This is a genomic window from Defluviimonas salinarum (genome assembly GCF_026013545.1).
GTDB classification, from domain to species: domain Bacteria; phylum Pseudomonadota; class Alphaproteobacteria; order Rhodobacterales; family Rhodobacteraceae; genus Albidovulum; species Albidovulum salinarum.
In genome coordinates this window covers 109,639-125,220 of sequence record NZ_JAPDOG010000008.1, presented here as the reverse complement: position 1 = coordinate 125,220, position 15,582 = coordinate 109,639, and the positions used below count along the sequence as shown (strand labels likewise).

General features: G+C 67.7%; 14 protein-coding genes. 8 read left to right on the top strand and 6 right to left on the bottom strand.

The window, feature by feature from the left end:
- Window positions 1–26: 26 nt before the first annotated feature.
- Window positions 27–1,214: a succinyl-diaminopimelate desuccinylase gene (gene dapE / locus OM960_RS10815; RefSeq protein ID WP_264771957.1), complete on the bottom strand. Its 1,188-nt coding sequence runs from the start codon at window positions 1,212–1,214 to the stop codon at window positions 27–29.
- A gap of 186 nt (window positions 1,215–1,400) precedes the next feature.
- On the opposite strand from dapE, the gene OM960_RS10810 reads away from it, so the two are divergent.
- Window positions 1,401–2,486 (top strand): Hint domain-containing protein, encoded by a 1,086-nt coding sequence (locus tag OM960_RS10810; protein WP_263338334.1) that lies wholly within the window; start codon window positions 1,401–1,403, stop codon window positions 2,484–2,486.
- A gap of 30 nt (window positions 2,487–2,516) precedes the next feature.
- Here the strand turns inward: OM960_RS10810 and OM960_RS10805 are convergent, their stop codons facing one another.
- Window positions 2,517–3,305 (bottom strand): exodeoxyribonuclease III, encoded by a 789-nt coding sequence (locus tag OM960_RS10805; RefSeq protein WP_263338331.1) that lies wholly within the window; start codon window positions 3,303–3,305, stop codon window positions 2,517–2,519.
- 130 nt (window positions 3,306–3,435) lie between these two features.
- Between OM960_RS10805 and OM960_RS10800 the strand changes: the two genes are divergently transcribed.
- Window positions 3,436–3,978 carry a hypothetical protein gene (locus tag OM960_RS10800; RefSeq protein ID WP_263338328.1) on the top strand — a complete coding sequence of 181 codons (543 nt, stop codon included), beginning with the start codon at window positions 3,436–3,438 and terminating at the stop codon, window positions 3,976–3,978.
- A gap of 107 nt (window positions 3,979–4,085) precedes the next feature.
- Here OM960_RS10800 and OM960_RS10795 read toward each other — a convergent pair whose 3' ends face one another.
- A complete protein-coding gene (locus OM960_RS10795) occupies window positions 4,086–4,772 on the bottom strand; it encodes a response regulator transcription factor (RefSeq protein ID WP_263338325.1) in 687 nt (228 codons plus the stop codon).
- A 159-nt stretch (window positions 4,773–4,931) separates the two neighbouring features.
- On the opposite strand from OM960_RS10795, the gene ribA reads away from it, so the two are divergent.
- Together ribA and OM960_RS10785 are read left to right on the top strand one after the other, a co-directional pair.
- Window positions 4,932–6,020, top strand: a complete 1,089-nt coding sequence (gene ribA / locus OM960_RS10790; RefSeq protein WP_263338323.1) for a GTP cyclohydrolase II — start codon at window positions 4,932–4,934, stop codon at window positions 6,018–6,020.
- A complete protein-coding gene (locus tag OM960_RS10785) occupies window positions 6,017–6,523 on the top strand; it encodes a L,D-transpeptidase family protein (protein WP_263338321.1) in 507 nt (168 codons plus the stop codon). Before ribA ends, OM960_RS10785 begins: the two co-directional genes overlap by 4 nt.
- 69 nt (window positions 6,524–6,592) lie before the next feature.
- Here the strand turns inward: OM960_RS10785 and OM960_RS10780 are convergent, their stop codons facing one another.
- The 3 genes from OM960_RS10780 to OM960_RS10770 all read right to left on the bottom strand — a co-directional run bounded on the left by OM960_RS10780 (window position 6,593) and on the right by OM960_RS10770 (window position 10,521).
- Window positions 6,593–7,252: a YggS family pyridoxal phosphate-dependent enzyme gene (locus OM960_RS10780; RefSeq protein WP_264771956.1), complete on the bottom strand. Its 660-nt coding sequence runs from the start codon at window positions 7,250–7,252 to the stop codon at window positions 6,593–6,595.
- Entirely contained in the window at window positions 7,239–9,404 is a 2,166-nt protein-coding gene (locus OM960_RS10775) for a tetratricopeptide repeat-containing sulfotransferase family protein (protein WP_263338315.1), read from the bottom strand. Before OM960_RS10775 ends, OM960_RS10780 begins: the two co-directional genes overlap by 14 nt.
- 151 nt (window positions 9,405–9,555) lie before the next feature.
- Window positions 9,556–10,521 carry a porin gene (locus OM960_RS10770; RefSeq protein ID WP_264771955.1) on the bottom strand — a complete coding sequence of 322 codons (966 nt, stop codon included), beginning with the start codon at window positions 10,519–10,521 and terminating at the stop codon, window positions 9,556–9,558.
- Between the two features lie 254 nt (window positions 10,522–10,775).
- Between OM960_RS10770 and OM960_RS10765 the strand changes: the two genes are divergently transcribed.
- From OM960_RS10765 to holA, 4 genes are all read left to right on the top strand, one after another.
- Window positions 10,776–11,303 (top strand): DUF3576 domain-containing protein, encoded by a 528-nt coding sequence (locus tag OM960_RS10765; RefSeq protein WP_263338310.1) that lies wholly within the window; start codon window positions 10,776–10,778, stop codon window positions 11,301–11,303.
- Between the two features lie 119 nt (window positions 11,304–11,422).
- Complete coding sequence (gene leuS / locus OM960_RS10760; RefSeq protein ID WP_264771954.1) at window positions 11,423–13,978, top strand: leucine--tRNA ligase; 2,556 nt, start codon at window positions 11,423–11,425, stop codon at window positions 13,976–13,978.
- The gene (gene lptE, locus OM960_RS10755; RefSeq protein WP_264771953.1) at window positions 13,965–14,462 is read left to right on the top strand and encodes an LPS assembly lipoprotein LptE; all 498 of its coding nucleotides are present in this window, start codon (window positions 13,965–13,967) and stop codon (window positions 14,460–14,462) included. Before leuS ends, lptE begins: the two co-directional genes overlap by 14 nt.
- A complete protein-coding gene (gene holA / locus OM960_RS10750) occupies window positions 14,459–15,481 on the top strand; it encodes a DNA polymerase III subunit delta (RefSeq protein ID WP_264771952.1) in 1,023 nt (340 codons plus the stop codon). Before lptE ends, holA begins: the two co-directional genes overlap by 4 nt.
- The last annotated feature ends 101 nt before the right edge of the window (window positions 15,482–15,582 follow it).

Genomic DNA, 15,582 nt, shown 5'->3' with positions numbered 1-15,582 from the left:
GCCCGCGCTCTCCGCCGCGCCCGAGGTCAGGCGAAGTAATCCTGAAGGATGCGGGCGTAGATCGCCTTCAGTTGGGCGATCTGCGCCACCTCGACCCGTTCGTCGACCTGATGCATGGTCTTGCCAACCAACCCGAACTCCACGACCGGGCAATGGTCCTTGACGAACCGCGCATCCGAGGTTCCGCCCGAAGTCGACAGGACCGGCTCCACCGCGGTCTCGGCCGCCACCGCCCCCGCCACCAGCCGCACGAAATCGCCGGGCGGGGTCAGGAAGCTCTCGCCCGACACCTGCACCTCGACCGTGAACCCAACGCCGGTTTCGGCGCCGACCTTCACCGCCTCGGCCTTCAGCCAGTCCGTGAGGCTCGCGGAGCTGTGGGCATCGTTGAAGCGGATGTTCAGCGCCGCCCGTGCCCGCGCCGGGATCACGTTCGTCGCCGTGTTCCCGGTATCGACCGAGGTCACGGCGAGCGTCGAGGCATCGAAATGCTCGGTCCCGTGGTCGAGCGACTCCGAGGCGATCCGGTCGAGAAGCCGCACCAGCGCGTGGAGCGGATTCTTCGCCCGGTGCGGATAGGCCGAATGGCCCTGCACCCCCTGCGCCACGATCTGCGCGTTCATCGAGCCGCGCCGGCCGATCTTCATCATGTCGCCCATACGCTCCGGACAGGTCGGCTCGCCGACGAGGCACACCGACATCGCCTCACCCTCGGCCGCCATCCAGTCGAGCAGCGCCACCGTGCCGTCCGTCCCCGGCCCCTCCTCGTCGCCGGTGATCGTCAGGACGATCGCGCCATCCGGCGGCGTCGCGCGGACGAAATCGACCGCGGCAGCTGCGAAGGCCGCGACCCCGGATTTCATGTCGGTCGCGCCCCGGCCCCAGAGCCAGCCGTCGACAATCTCGCCGCCAAACGGATCGCGGCTCCAGGCTCCGCCGTCGCCCACCGGCACCACGTCGGTATGGCCGTTGAAGCCGAATGTCCGCGCCGCGCCCTTCCGCCCCCAGCGCGCGAAGAGATTGGGCGTGCCCGCCCGGTCGACCCGGTGGCACTCAAAACCCGCGCCCTCGAGCAGCGTCTGCAGAAGCACCAGCGCCCCCCCTTCCTCGGGCGTGACCGAGGGGCAGCGGATCAGGTCGGCGGTCAGCCGGACGGCGTCGATGGGATCGGTCAAGGTGCGCTCCTTATCAAGGTGGCACAGCGTTACCCGCATCCGCCCGGCCCTTCAATGCGGCGCGACTGTTGCGCCGCCGCCACCGGCCTCGAGTCGCCGAGAATCATTCATGAAAATGGCGATTCACAAATCGGGCGCGACCGGACATATTGGGAACATGGCAAGAACGAGCAGTCCGGGCAGACACAAGGCCGCGCCGGCCTCCGCCTGCGGAGGTCACGCGGCATGACTTGGCTTGCACTCCGCAAGATCGGCGGCCCGACGCAGCGGATCGGGGCGACGGGGCTTCCAGTGCGCCTCGACGTTGGCACGCTGGTCTTCGAACTTGACCTCGACGAGGTCGCGCGCGTCCGCGGCCCGGTCCTGCGCCTCGCGCCGCGGATGGAGCCGCAGCGCATTTTCGCACTCGAGGCGACAACCGACGGGCGCCTGCACTTCCTGCGCCGGCACGGGCCTGACGTCAGCCATCTCTCCATCGGCCTCGGCCGGGTTCCGGTCTCAGGTCAGCTTCGGCTCAGCTACCACTGGGACCACCGCCGCGGGAGGAGCCTCCTCACCGCCGAAAACCTCACGAGCGGCACGATCCGTCAGCAAGAGGCGAACGTCGCGCTGCCGCTTCTGGCGGGCGAGATCGGCGCGCTGTTCGACACCGACCGCGAAGGCCCGCGCCATACGGCCTTGGACTGGTTCGGGCTCGCCGATCACTGGCAAACGGTGGGACCGACGCCCGGCCTCGCGCCCTGGACCGAGATCGTGACCGCCGACGGGCCGCGGCCGATCGCCTCAATCCGGCCCGGTGACCTCGTCCTGACGGCCGATGAGGGGCTGCAGCCCGTGCTCTGGCAGGGCGGCGTCGAGGTTCCCGCGATCGGCAGCTTTAGGCCGGTGCGGCTCATTGCGCCGTATTTCGGCCTCGGAAGCGACCTTGTCGCGCAGCCCTCCCAACGCATCGCGCTGTCAGGCGCCGACGTCGAGTACCATTTCGGCGAGGAGGAGGTTCTCGTCGAGGCGCGTCACCTGGTGAATGGGGAGACCGCCGTGTGGGAGGCGGAGAGCGCGACCGCGATCTGCCACGGCCTGTTGCTGGAGCGTCACGCGCTGATCGCCGCCGGCGGGGTCTGGACCGAGAGCCTCTATCTCGGCCGGATCGCTGCCAACCCCGCGCTTGCGCGCACCACCGCCCCCGGCGCGCTCGCCGCGCGCGGCGCGTTGCCGCTGCATTCCAGTCCTGTCCGCCGCGAGCTGCTGGAGTTCGAGGCGCTCGAACTCAGCCTCGCACGGCTGCGCCGACGCGCGCCGCGGGCAGTGTGACGCGCCGATAACGGCCCCAGACCGCTTCAGTCACAGATCGAACGTCGCGAAGACCGGGGCGTGGTCCGACGGCTGTTCCCAGCCGCGCGCGGCACGCAGCACCCGGCTTCCATACCCGGCATTGGCGATGTCGGGCGTAGCCCAGATGTGGTCGAGCCGCCGGCCCTTGTCCGCCGCGTCCCAGTCCGGCGAGCGGTAGGACCACCAGCTGTAAAGCTGCCCCTCGGGAATGTCCTTGCGGGTGACGTCCACCCAGGCCCCGGCCTCCTGCGCCGCGCCGAGATGCTCGACCTCGATCGGCGTATGGCTGACGATCTTCAGAAGCTGCTTGTGGTTCCACACGTCGTCCTCGCGCGGCGCGATGTTGAGATCGCCGACGAGGATCGCCTTTTCCGGCTTCTCGCCATGCGCCCAGTCGCGCATCGCCGTGACGTAATCGAGCTTCTGGCCGAACTTCACGTTCGCTTCCCGGTCGGGAATGTCACCGCCGGCCGGAACGTAGAAATTGTGGATCGTCACCCCGTTCCCAAGCCGCGCCGCAACGTGACGGGCATGGCCGAGATCGACGAAATCATGCGCGCCGACCTCCTCGAGCGGCAGTTTCGAGAGGATCGCCACGCCGTTGTAACCCTTCTGCCCGCGCGCCACCATGTGCCGGTAGCCGAGCTCCGCGAAGCCCTCGGTCGGAATCTTCTCGACCGGCGACTTGCATTCCTGCAGACACAGGATGTCCGGCGCCTCCTCCGCCATCAGTCGCTGCACCAGCGCCTCGCGCAGGCGGACGGAGTTGATGTTCCAGGTGGCGATGGTGAATGGCATGTCGGTCTCCTGCTTCGCGTGCGCCGCGCGACCTTAACGGCGGAGGATCGCGAATGTCCACGCCCGGCCCTTGAGCCCGCGTGGACGCTGTGCAAGATCGGCCGCAAGCCAGACGCCGAAGGAGGTTTCGATGCGTATCGTTCTTGCCGCCGCCCTTGCTGCCCTCGCGGCGCTTCCCGCCGCCGCCCGCCCGCTCAGCCCGGCGGAAGCGCAAGCGATGCAGAAGTCGCTCGACACCTATTTGCGCTCGATCACCGCCGGCAACGCCGAGAAGATCGTCGGTGCCCTGCCGCCCCGCATTCTCAACGTCTTTGCCGGCGCCAGCGGGCTCGAGACGAACAAGCTCGAATCGACGCTGATCGAGCAGACGAAGGACCTGATGAAGGGCACGAAATACCGCGACGTCACCGCCAATCTCGACGCGCTCGACGCCGAGGACGCGGCGCTCGGCGACGGCTCCGAGGCGACCTGGGTTCTCATCCCCACCGCCTTCACCACGATCGCCGGCGGCAAGAAGACCCGCCACGAACAGCCGCTCCTCGCGGTTCGCGAAGACGATAGCTGGCATTTCTTGCGCATCGACGGGCCCGAGCGCCAGCAGCTCGCGGCGATCGCCTACCCGTTCCTGGCCGACAAGAGCTTTCCCCCGGCGACAACGGCGGCGGTCGAGTAACACCGCGGCGGCGTGACCTGCAAAAAAAAGGCCGGGCATGAAGCCCGGCCAGTCCAACAGGGAGGATGCCGCGCCATAACCCCGACGCGGCCAGGGGATTCTTCGGTCTACGCTACCAGACGATACCCGCCCGATTCGGTCACAAGAAGGCGCGCATTTGACGGATCTGGTTCAATTTTTTGGCGAAGCCTGTAGATATGCGTCTCCAGCGTGTGGGTCGTGACCCCCGCATTATAGCCCCAGACCTCGTGTAAAAGCACGTCGCGCGGCACCACGCCCTCGGTTGCCCGGTAGAGAAACTTGAGGATGTTGGTCTCCTTCTCGGTGAGCCGGATCTTCCTGTCCCGCTCGTCGATCAGCATCTTCATGGCCGGTTTGAACGTGTAGGGCCCAAGCTGGAAGATCGCGTCCTCGGACTGCTCGTGCGTCCTGAGCTGCGCCCGGATCCGCGCCAGGAGGACGGGGAACTTGAACGGCTTGGTGACATAGTCGTTCGCCCCCGCATCGAGACCGAGGATCGTGTCGGCATCGCCGTCATGCCCGGTCAGCATCAGGATCGGGCATTTCACGCCATGCTTGCGCATCTTCTTGCACAGCTCGCGGCCATCGGTGTCCGGCAAGCCGACGTCGAGAATGATCAGATCGTATATACCCGCCGTGATCTTCGCGATGCCTTCAACGCCGTTGCCGGCTTCGAAGACGTCGAAATCCTCGGTCGAGACGAGCTGCTCCGCCAGCGCGTCGCGCAGATCGTCGTCATCGTCGACAAGCAGGATTTTCTTCAGATTGGCCATGATGTTGCCCTCCGCTTCCGTCTCCGAAGATGTGCCGCCGCCCGGAACCCGGCAAGGGATGCGACGGTTTTCTCACGCGGTCGTGTCGCCTTCACGGGAAATGTTTCAATTTCCGCGGCGCCGGATTATCTAAAGGTCTGACAGCAGCGCGGATACCCAATGCCCCTCGGCCCCGACATCATCGAACGCCTGAATCGAGCCCGTGCCGACCTGCGCATGGGGGTGCCCGTTGTCCTGACCGCCGGCGGCGAGGCGGCACTCGCGCTCGCGGCCGAGGCGCTGGACCCGGACCGCTTCGCCGCGCTCCGTGCGCTGGGGTCGCTCACGCTCGCCATCACCGTCCGGCGCGCCGAGACGTTGAAGGCGCGCGCCTATGACGGCGACATCGCCCGGCTCGCCGTCCCCGACGATGCGACCCCGGCCTGGATCGCCGCCGCCGCCGATCCGGCCGACGATCTCCGCGCGCCGATGAAGGGACCGTTCCAGAGCCTGCGCGACGGCGACGCCACGCTCGCCCGCGCCGCGATCTCGCTGGCCAAGTCCGCCCGCCTGCTGCCCGCGGCCGTGCTCGTCCCGGCTGCCGGCGCTCTGCGCCTCGCCGCGACCGAGAACCTCACGCTCATCGACTGGGACAAGGCGGCGCCGGAACTTGCCCGCGCGAGCACGCTGCATCCGGTGATCGCCGCCCGCGTGCCGATGGTCGCGGCCGAGGCCGGCCGGCTACATGTGTTCCGCCCCGACGACGGTGGCGAGGAGCATTACGCGATCGAGATCGGCCGCCCGCCGCGCGACAAGCCGGTCCTTGCGCGGCTGCATTCGGCCTGCTTCACCGGCGACCTCCTCGGCAGCCTCAAATGCGACTGCGGCCCGCAGCTGCGCGCCGCCCTCGCCCAGATGGGCGCCGAGGGTGCGGGCGTGCTGCTCTATCTCAACCAGGAAGGCCGCGGCATCGGCCTCGCCAACAAGATGCGCGCCTATTCGTTGCAGGATCAGGGCTTCGACACGGTCGAGGCCAACCATCGGCTCGGCTTCGAGGATGACGAGCGCGACTTCCGGCTCGGCGCCGGGCTTCTCAAGCAACTCGGCTTCTCCTCCGTCCGGCTCCTGACCAACAACCCGGCCAAGATCCGGATGATGGAGGCGATGGGCATCGCGGTGGCCGAGCGCGTGCCGCTGAAGGTCGGCCAGACGCGTCACAACGAGGGTTATCTCGCCACCAAGGCGCGGAAATCCGGCCACCTGCTATGAGCCCCGAAGACCTCGTCCTGACCCCGACCGGCCTGCGCTTTCTCGGCCGGACCTTCCCGGTCTCGACCGGGCGCGGCGGCATCCGCGCCGACAAGCGCGAGGGTGACGGCGCGACGCCGACCGGCCCGCACCGCGTCATCGGCCTTCTCTACCGGGCCGACCGCATTGCCGCCAGCAGCCTGCCGCCCTGGGCCAGGCCGATCCACCTCGAGGATCGCTGGTGCGACGCGCCGGACCATCCCGACTACAACCACCTGACCCGCAAACCCTTCGGCAAGAGCGCCGAGCGCCTCCGCCGCGCCGATCCCCTCTACGACCTGATCCTGCCCCTGGACTGGAACTGGCCCGATGCCACGCCGGGCCGCGGCTCGGCGATCTTCATCCACCAGTGGCGCCGCCCCGGTTACCCGACGGCCGGCTGCCTCGCCCTCGCGCGCCGCGACCTTCTCTTCGTCGCCCGCCACGCCGCGCCGGGAACACGGGTGATCGTCCCCGACCGCTGATTTCATCTTGCCCGGACATATCCTCGGGGGTGAACTGGCCGCAAGGCCAAGAGGGGGCGGAAAGCCCCCTCAGCGCGCGCCGTAATCCCGCGCGCCGAAGATCGCCGAGCCGACGCGGACATGCGTCGCGCCCTCGGCGATCGCCGCCTCGAAATCCGCGCTCATCCCCATCGACAGGCCTGACAATCCATTCCGCTCTGCCATCGCCCGCAGCAACGCAAAATGCGGCGTGGTATCGACCCCCTCGGGCGGGATGCACATCAGCCCCGCGAGCGGCAGGCCGAGCCCGCGGCAGGCGGCGACAAATCCGTCGGCGTCAGCCGGCAGCACGCCCGCCTTCTGCGGCTCCTCGCCGGTATTGACCTGGACGAAGAGCTCCGGACACGCACCGCGCGCATCGGCGAGCCGCGCGAGTTTCTCGGCGAGCGAGGGACGGTCCAGCGTATGGATCGCGTCGAAAAGCTCGACCGCCACTTTCGCCTTGTTGGTCTGCAACGGCCCGATCATGTGGAGCTTCACGCCCTCGAACCGCTCGCGCAGGTCCGGCCACTTGCCCGCCGCCTCCTGCACGTAGTTCTCGCCGAAGACGCGGTGGCCTTCCTCCAGCACCGACACCACACGGTCGAGCGGCTGCACCTTTGACACCGCGATGAGCGTCACCGAGCCTTCGTCCCGCCCCGCCGCCCGCGCGGCATCGCGGATCCGACGGGCGATGTCAGTCAGCGACATATCCGCCTTCCCGCAGCGCATCGAGCATCGGCTTCAGCTCCTTCTCGTAGCGCTGCCAGCCCTTGACCGAGCTCTTGGTGATCGGCTGTCGCACCTGGTAGACCGACAGGGTTTCGATCTTGCGCTTGTTCTCGTGGAAGCTCAGGCAGGCATCCTCCCAGTCGAGCCCGCAGGCCGCGATCAGCTTGCGCGTCTCCTCCTCGGGATTGGCCACGAGCTCTTCGTACTGGACCTCGTAGAACCAGTCGGGCACGAGCTCGCGCCAGAAGTCGATCATCTCGACGAAGGTGCCGTAGTAGCGCACGAGTTCGCGCTGGTCATAGGCATACTGGTGCGTGTCCTCGGGGAACTTGTTCTTGTAGATCGACAGCAGGTTGTCACGCGGGTCACGCCGGACGACGACGAAGCGCGCGTTCGGCATGGCGAGCCGGATCAACCCGAGATGCATGTAGGACTGGATCGACTTGTCTGTGACCCGTTCGGCCTCCGGGCGCCGCGCCCGCAGGATCCGCTCCATCTCGCGGCCGAGATCAGCGATCTCCGCCGCCGGGATCTCGCCGACCGCCCGCGCGTTCTTGCCGTCCGCGAGAAACCGGTGCGCGGATTGCGCCGCCTCGCCCACCTCGCCGGCGCCGGCGACCGTGGAATGGCTGGCGATGATCTGCTCCACGAGCGTCGTTCCCGAGCGCGGCATGCCGGTCACGAAGATCGGCGCGTAGTCCGTCGCGCCTTCGATCGAGGCGCCGTGCCAGTCAAAATCCGCGTAGGCGCTCTTGGTCATGTCCACGACCTTGCGCCGCGCCGCCATGTTGTGCGGCGAGGCCGCCCACATCAGCCGGTTGGCCTCGTCGAGATAGTGGAAGACGCGGCCGTAGTCCTTGGTGTCCTCCAGCGCCTTCGCTAGGGCGAAGCCGAGGTTCATGCGGTCGGTGACGGACAGTCGGGGGTTCTCATACTGCCGCAGCATCTGGTCGATGATCGGATCGCCCGGCTTGGTCTTGTGCGAGGCGATGAAGACCCGGTAATTCTCGCCGTTGTCGGGATCGAGCTCGAAGCTGCGCCGGAACAGGACATCCGCCTCCTCGAAATCCCCGAAAGCCTGCAACAGGGTCGCCTTGCCGGCGGTCGCGACCGGCGAATCCTTGTCGAGCTCCAGCGCGCGGTTGAAGTTCGCCAGCGCCTCGTCGTCCTTGCCGATGCGGGCCTGCGCCTGCGCGAGCATGCCGATCGCTTCGATCACCTTGCCATTGGATACCTCGAGCGCCCGCGCGAACGCCTCCTCGGCGCCGGCGTAGTTCTTCGTGCGCATCCGCACATTGCCGATCGCCATATGCAGGGGGGCGGAATCGACCCCGGCGCGCTCGGCGCGTTCGAGCAGAACGAGTGCCGGCTCGGAATTGCCCGACCGCGTGAGGGCGCTTGCGAAATTGACCAGCGCGGAGGGCAGGCCCGGAGCCAGAATCACGGCTTCGCGGAAGTGGCGGACAGCTTCGTCCTCGCGGCGTAGGTCGATCAGGAAGCGCCCGAAATTGTCATGCGCCTCGGCATAGCCCGGATCCGCCGCGATCGCCTTGCGGAACGCCGCATCGGCCTGCGCGGCCTTGCCCTGGACCGCCTGCGCCGTCGCGAGAATGTTCAGGACCGGCGCCGAGCCGGGATGGGCGATCAAGAGCCGCGCGGCGAACTGTTCGGCCTCGGCCGGGCGCGAGGCCTCCATCATTCCGAGCAGCCGCCGCATCTCGGCGGGCGGCACGCCCCGCGTCGCCGGGCGCGTCGAGCTGCGTCGCGCCCCGAAGCGGTCCTGCAGTGCGAGCTTGATGTTGACCGGCACCGGGGCAGATTTCAGCAGCCGCAGATAGGTCTCCTCGGCCGCCGCGTCGCCGCCGAGCGCCACGGCCTCGGTCCAGATCTTCCAGATCGCGCCTTCTCCCGGCTTCAGCTGGGCGGCGGCTTCGAGATGCGGGATGGCGCGCGTGAAGCGGTTCTCCGCCATGTGGATCACACCGATCTGGTACTGCGCCTCCGCGACGCGCGGGTGATCCTTGATGATGTCGAGATAGATCTTCAGCGCGGCTTCGCGATTGCCGGCAGTCTGAAGCTTGAGCGCCTCGGCATAGGTGTTCTGGATTTCCGTCGCCGTCAGCACCGCCATCTCTATCTCCAAGGCCACACGATCGCGCGGACATTAGCGCCAGCACCGCGGAGTGTCGAGTTGCCGGGACGAAGCGATCGGCAAATGATGCCCAAAGAAAAAGAGCGGGCACAAGGCCCGCTCTTTCCGATTTGATCGATCGTGCGTTCGATCAGAACGACAGGCCGAGACCCACCGACCAGGTGTCCTTGCCGCCGCCGTTCCAGGAAGCAGCGTCGCCCGAGCCGTAGCCGGCCATGGCAACAGCGCCGCCACCGAGGTCGTAGTTCGCCACGAGGCCCCAGCCATCGACGGTGCCCATGTCGGTGTCGAACGCGCCGTAGTTGGCGCCGACGGTCAGAGCGCCGGTCGTGTAGGCGGCGCCGAGGCCCCACCAGGAGTCGGACAGCGGAACGGTGGTGTAGCCGTTCGAGGTGTGGAACGCGGTGCCGTCGAGGTCAGCGTAGCCAGCCGAGAGCGAGAAGCCCTGCTGCATCACGACGCTGCCGCTCAGACCCCAAACGGTGTTGGTGCCGTTGTCCTGGACAGCGATGCCGGCGGCGGCATCAACGCCGGAGAACGTGCCAGCCCACTTACCACCGAGACCCCAGACGGCATCGCCCACGCCGCTGTCGTCGTTTTCGGCCGAAACCGCGACGCCGAAGTCGCCGAACGAGTATTCGTAGCGAGCGATCTGGTTGTCGTACGAGCCGTCAAGACCGGTGAACCAGTAGGCGCCGGCATGGGTCGAGTGATCGTCGTTGAGCGAGGTGCCCGAGTAGATTTCCGAGAGCGCCCAGTCGAACGCGCCGTCGGTCTCACCCAGGGTGACGCGGCCGAAGGTGCCCGAAACGAAGAACGCTTCGTCGTCGAACGCCGGGGTGCCGTTCGGGTTCGAGCCGTTCGAGTCGTCGAGCTGAACCTTACCGCCGAAGTCGAGGCCGTTGTCGGTCGAGCCGGAGAAGTTGAAGTTGATGACGACGTCGTTGTGGAACTGGGTCTCGATCGCAGTCACGGTGCCGAAGTCGCCCGAGCCGCCGCGGACGCCGATTTCGGCGTAGCCCGACAGCGAAACTTCCGCAGCCGCGGCGCCGGCGAAGCCGACGAGAGCGGTGGAAGCGAGAAGAAGCTTTTTCATTTCGTATTCCCTCGTTGTCTTAAGGTGGGCCCAACTCAGGGGAATCCGAATTGGGTATGCGTCTATTTCTCCAGTTAGCCGCGGCAATGCAACGGAAAGGGCGGAGTGCCTGGAAATACCGAACCGTGATGGTGCGTTCTTGCCACAGTCCCGCTGCGCGGCATCGCGCATGGCCCCGTTCCCATTGCCGGAAAGGCCTTGTTCGCAGGGATCGGCTCGGCTAGACAGCGAAGCAACACAGTCACGGGGTGCTCATGAAGATCCGGTTCTTGGTGCGCGGAGCGATTCTCGGCGGGATCGTGTCTTCTCTGGCGGCCTGCAGCAGCGGCGGCATCTTCGGACCGCGCGCACCCGCGACCGATCTCGCCACGCTCGAGGCCCGCGCCGCTGCCGATGCGCAGCGGGAGAATCTGGCCCGCATCTCGCCCGCGCCGGAGCGCTCCACCGTGTGGGATCTGTTCACGAATTCCTCCGATCCTAACACCACGCTGGAGGTCAACAAGTACCTCTGGCAAGCCTCGCTCGAAGTGCTCGATTTCCTTCCGGTTCAGTCGGTCGATCCGTTCTCGGGGGTGATCGTGACGGGCTTCGGAACCCCGCCCGGCGGCGGACGTGCCTACCGCGCCACGATCTACGTGCAGGATCCGGCGCTTGATGCGCGGTCGCTGAAGGTCGCGCTGATGTCCAAGTCCGGGCCGGTCGACACCGCCACCGCCCAGGCCGTCGAAGACGCGATCCTGACCCGGGCGCGTCAACTTCGCATCCGCGACAGCAAACTCTGAGCGCCGCGCCGCCTGTCAGCTGAAAGCTGTTAACACCGTAAAGCGGGTCCTGAGGGAAACTCTGGACCTTGCGCGCGGCGCTTGTATAACCGGCCGAGCCAAGCGCCGAGGAAACAGACATGTCGCGTTACGACCCCGCCGTCACCGAGCCGAAATGGCAAGAAGCCTGGGAACAGGCCGGATGCTTCGCAGCACGGCGCGATCCCGCGCGGCCGAAGTACTATGTGCTCGAGATGTTCCCCTACCCGTCGGGGCGCATCCATATCGGCCATGTGCGCAACTACACGATGGGCGACGTCGTGGCACGCTACAAGTCTTCCTGCGGCTATTCGGTGCTGCACCCGATGGGCTGGGATGCCTTCGGCATGCCCGCCGAGAACGCGGCGATGGAGCGCGGCGGCCATCCCAAGGACTGGACCTACGGCAACATCGCGGTGATGCGCGACCAGATGAAGCCCCTCGGCCTCTCGATCGACTGGAGCCGCGAATTCGCCACCTGCGATCCGGAGTATTACGGCCAGCAGCAAGCGATGTTCATCGACTTCATGGAAAAGGGCCTCGTCTACCGCAAGAACGCGGTGGTGAACTGGGACCCGGTCGACATGACCGTGCTCGCCAACGAGCAGGTGATCGACGGCAAGGGCTGGCGCTCGGGCGCCGAGGTGGAACGGCGCGAACTGACCCAGTGGTTCTTCCGCATCTCGGACTTCGCGGGCGAGCTGCTCGAGGCGCTCGACGGTCTGAAGGACTGGCCCGAGAAGGTGCGGCTGATGCAGGCCAACTGGATCGGCAAATCGCGCGGCCTGCAATTCGCCTTCTCGACCTCGGGCGCGCCCGAGGGCTTCGACCGGCTGGAGGTCTACACGACCCGGCCCGACACGCTGATGGGCGCCTCCTTCGCCGCGATCTCGCCCGACCATCCGCTCGCCAAACACCTTGAGCGGCACGACCCGAGGATCGCCGAATTCGTCGCCGAATGCCGTCGCATCGGCACCTCGGAAGAGGCGCTGGAGAAGGCCGAGAAGAAGGGCCTCGACACCGGCATCCGCGTCCACCATCCCTTTGACAAGACTTGGGAACTTCCGGTCTACATCGCCAACTTCATCCTCATGGACTACGGCACCGGCGCGATCTTTGGCTGCCCGGCCCATGACCAGCGCGATTTCGACTTCGCGACAAAATACGGCCTCCCGATCCCGGCGGTCTTTGTCGCTGAGGGCGCCGACGACGCGCCGCTCGCCGAGGCTTTCGTCCCGATGAAGTCCGAGCGCGTCCGCTACGTTCGCGGCTTCGCCGGGTCCGAGGTTCAGACCGGGGACGAGGCCGTCGATGCAGCCATCGCCCACTGTGAGGCCAAGGGCGTCGGCCGTGGCGTCACCAACTACCGCCTGCGCGACTGGGGCGTGAGCCGCCAGCGCTACTGGGGCTGCCCGATCCCGGTCGTGCATTGCGCCGATTGCGGCGTTGTGCCGGAGAGGAAGGAGAACCTGCCGATCGAGCTGCCCTACGACGTCAGCTTCGACCAGCCGGGCAATCCCCTGGACCGTCACCCGACCTGGCGCGACTGCGCCTGCCCGAACTGCGGCGCGCCGGCCCGGCGCGAGACGGACACGATGGACACGTTCGTCGATTCGTCCTGGTACTATGCCCGCTTCACCGCGCCGCGCGCCACGACCCCGACGAGCGCGGAAGACGCCGACTACTGGATGAACGTCGACCAGTACATCGGCGGCATCGAACACGCGATCCTGCACCTTCTCTATTCCCGCTTCTTCGCCCGGGCGATGCACCTGACCGGCCACCTGCCCAGGAAGGCGATCGAGCCCTTCAACGCGCTCTTCACCCAAGGCATGGTCACGCACGAGACCTATGCGACGCGCGGGCCGGACGGCCGCCCGGTCTGGCACACGCCCGACGACGTGATTCGGGATGCCGAGGGCGCCCGTCTCAAGGACGGCACTCCGGTCGAGATCGGGCCTGTCATCAAGATGTCGAAGTCGAAGAAGAACGTCGTCGACCCGATGGACATCATCGCCCGCTACGGCGCTGACACCGCGCGCTGGTTCGTCATGTCCGACAGCCCTCCCGAGCGCGACGTCGAATGGACCGCCTCGGGCGCCGAGGCGACGCAGAAGCACCTCGCCCGCGTCTGGCGGCTCGCCGCCGAGATCGATAGCCGCGGCGGCACCGATACGTCGCAGGACGAGGCGCTCCTGAAGGCCATGCACCGCGCCGTCGCCGACGTGACGGCGGGGATCGAGGGCTTTGCCTTCAACAAGGCGGTGGCGAAGCTCTACGAGTTCACCAACACCTTCTCGAAATCCGACGCCTCTGCGGCGACGAAGCGCACCGCGATGCGGACGCTTGCGCAGCTCATGGCGCCGATGGTGCCGCACCTGGCCGAGGATGTCTGGGCGTTGGTCGGGGGCGAGGGGCTCGTCGCCGCGGCCCCCTGGCCGAAAGCCGATCCGGCGATGTTGGCCGAGGACACCGTGGTCCTGCCGATCCAGATCAATGGCAAGCGCCGCGCGGAAATCAGCGTTCCCAAGGACATGGCCCCCGCCGAGGTCGAGAAGATCGTGCTCGCGGACGAGGCGGTGATCCGGGCGCTGGCCGGGGCCGCGCCGAAGAAACTGATCGTCGTTCCGGGCCGCATCGTCAATGTCGTGGTCTGAGCGCAGACATATCCTTGCCCTCCTGGCCGCCGCCGCGCTCGTCGGCTGCGGCTTCACCCCGGCCTATGGCCCGAACGGCGCCGCGGTCGAGCTGCTCGACCGGGTGACGGTTGACGCGCCCAGCGACAAGGACGGTTTCGATCTTGTCGAGCGGCTGGAGGAGCGGCTCGGACGCACCCGCTCTCCCGAGTTCCAGCTCGGCTACGGGATCGACACCCGGACGGTCGAACAGTCGGTCGCGCCGGACAACGCGATCAACCGATACCAGGTGATCGGCTCCGCCAGCTTTACCCTGCGCAACGCGGAGACCAACGAGACCGTCAGTTCGGGCCGGGTAACCTCGTTCACGAGCTATTCCGCCTTCGGCACGCCGGTCTCCACCGAAGCGGCCGAGGCCGACGCCCGGACCCGCCTGATGCGGATCCTCGCCGATCAGATCGTTACCCAACTGATCGCGACCTCGGGCAACGGGAAGCGCCCGTGAAGCTCGCGGGCGCCGCGGCCACCCGCTTCTTCGCGAAGCCGGAGCCCGACAGGGCGGGGCTCCTGATCTTCGGCGCCGACGGAATGCGGGTCGCGCTGAAGCGGCAGGAGGTCATCGCCGCGCTCATCGGGCCCGAGGGCGAGGCCGAGATGCGGCTGACGCGGATCCCGGCCGCCGACCTGCGCAAGGATCCCGCCCTCGTCGCGGATGCGCTGAAGGCGCAAGGCTTCTTCCCCGGCCCGCGCGTGGCCTTCGTCGAGGACGCCGCCGACGGGCTCGCGCCGGTGCTGAAAGCCGCCCTCGCAGACTGGAAGCCGGGCGACGCGATGCTGGTGGTGACGGCCGGCAGCCTGACCAAGGCTTCGGCGCTGAAAAAGGCCTTCGAGGAGCATCCGAACGCCTATGCGGCCGGGATCTACGACGACCCGCCCTCGCGCGAGGAGATCGAGGCGGTGCTTGCCAAGGCAGGCCTCACCGAGATCGGCCGCGAGGCGATGACCGATCTGCTCGCGCTGGCCCGTGATCTCGATCCGGGCGATTTCCGGCAGACGGTGGAGAAGATTGCGCTCTACAAGTTCGGCGATTCCGCGCCGCTGGCGCCCGCTGAAGTCGCGGCCTGCGCGCCCGCGACGATCGAGGCGGAGGTCGACGACGTCCTTCACGCCGTCGCCGAGACCCGCGTAGCCGATGTCGGACCGCTCATGCGCCGGCTGGAAGGCCAGGGGGTGAACCCGGTCACCCTGTCGATCGCCGCGATGCGCCATTTTCGCACCCTGCATATGGCCGCCTCCGCGCCGGGCGGCCCGAGCGAGGGCATCGCCCGGATGCGGCCACCGGTTTTCGGACCGCGCCGCGACAGGATGCTCCGGCAGGCGCAGAACTGGGGCATGCACCGGCTGGAGAACGCAATCGGCATCCTGACCGACACCGACTTGACGCTGCGCTCCGCCTCGCGCGCGCCGGCGATGGCGGTAATGGAGCGGGCGCTGATCCGGCTGGCGATGCTCGGTCGGCGCTGAGCCGGACGCCGGCACTTCCCAGGTCCGCCGCACCGTCGATCAGCCCGTTTGCGACCCGGCCATGGACACCGCGCACCGCCCCCGGCGGATGGTCCGTCCGC

What these genes read in the sequence shown, in the direction of transcription:
- dapE (WP_264771957.1), bottom strand. Translation starts at nt 1,214, where the DNA reads ATGCGGGTAACGCTGTGCCACCTTGATAAGGAGCGCACCTTGACCGAT.
- OM960_RS10810 (WP_263338334.1), top strand. Translation starts at nt 1,401, where the DNA reads ATGACTTGGCTTGCACTCCGCAAGATCGGCGGCCCGACGCAGCGGATC.
- OM960_RS10805 (WP_263338331.1), bottom strand. Translation starts at nt 3,305, where the DNA reads ATGCCATTCACCATCGCCACCTGGAACATCAACTCCGTCCGCCTGCGC.
- OM960_RS10800 (WP_263338328.1), top strand. Translation starts at nt 3,436, where the DNA reads ATGCGTATCGTTCTTGCCGCCGCCCTTGCTGCCCTCGCGGCGCTTCCC.
- OM960_RS10795 (WP_263338325.1), bottom strand. Translation starts at nt 4,772, where the DNA reads ATGGCCAATCTGAAGAAAATCCTGCTTGTCGACGATGACGACGATCTG.
- ribA (WP_263338323.1), top strand. Translation starts at nt 4,932, where the DNA reads ATGCCCCTCGGCCCCGACATCATCGAACGCCTGAATCGAGCCCGTGCC.
- OM960_RS10785 (WP_263338321.1), top strand. Translation starts at nt 6,017, where the DNA reads ATGAGCCCCGAAGACCTCGTCCTGACCCCGACCGGCCTGCGCTTTCTC.
- OM960_RS10780 (WP_264771956.1), bottom strand. Translation starts at nt 7,252, where the DNA reads ATGTCGCTGACTGACATCGCCCGTCGGATCCGCGATGCCGCGCGGGCG.
- OM960_RS10775 (WP_263338315.1), bottom strand. Translation starts at nt 9,404, where the DNA reads ATGGCGGTGCTGACGGCGACGGAAATCCAGAACACCTATGCCGAGGCG.
- OM960_RS10770 (WP_264771955.1), bottom strand. Translation starts at nt 10,521, where the DNA reads ATGAAAAAGCTTCTTCTCGCTTCCACCGCTCTCGTCGGCTTCGCCGGC.
- OM960_RS10765 (WP_263338310.1), top strand. Translation starts at nt 10,776, where the DNA reads ATGAAGATCCGGTTCTTGGTGCGCGGAGCGATTCTCGGCGGGATCGTG.
- leuS (WP_264771954.1), top strand. Translation starts at nt 11,423, where the DNA reads ATGTCGCGTTACGACCCCGCCGTCACCGAGCCGAAATGGCAAGAAGCC.
- lptE (WP_264771953.1), top strand. Translation starts at nt 13,965, where the DNA reads ATGTCGTGGTCTGAGCGCAGACATATCCTTGCCCTCCTGGCCGCCGCC.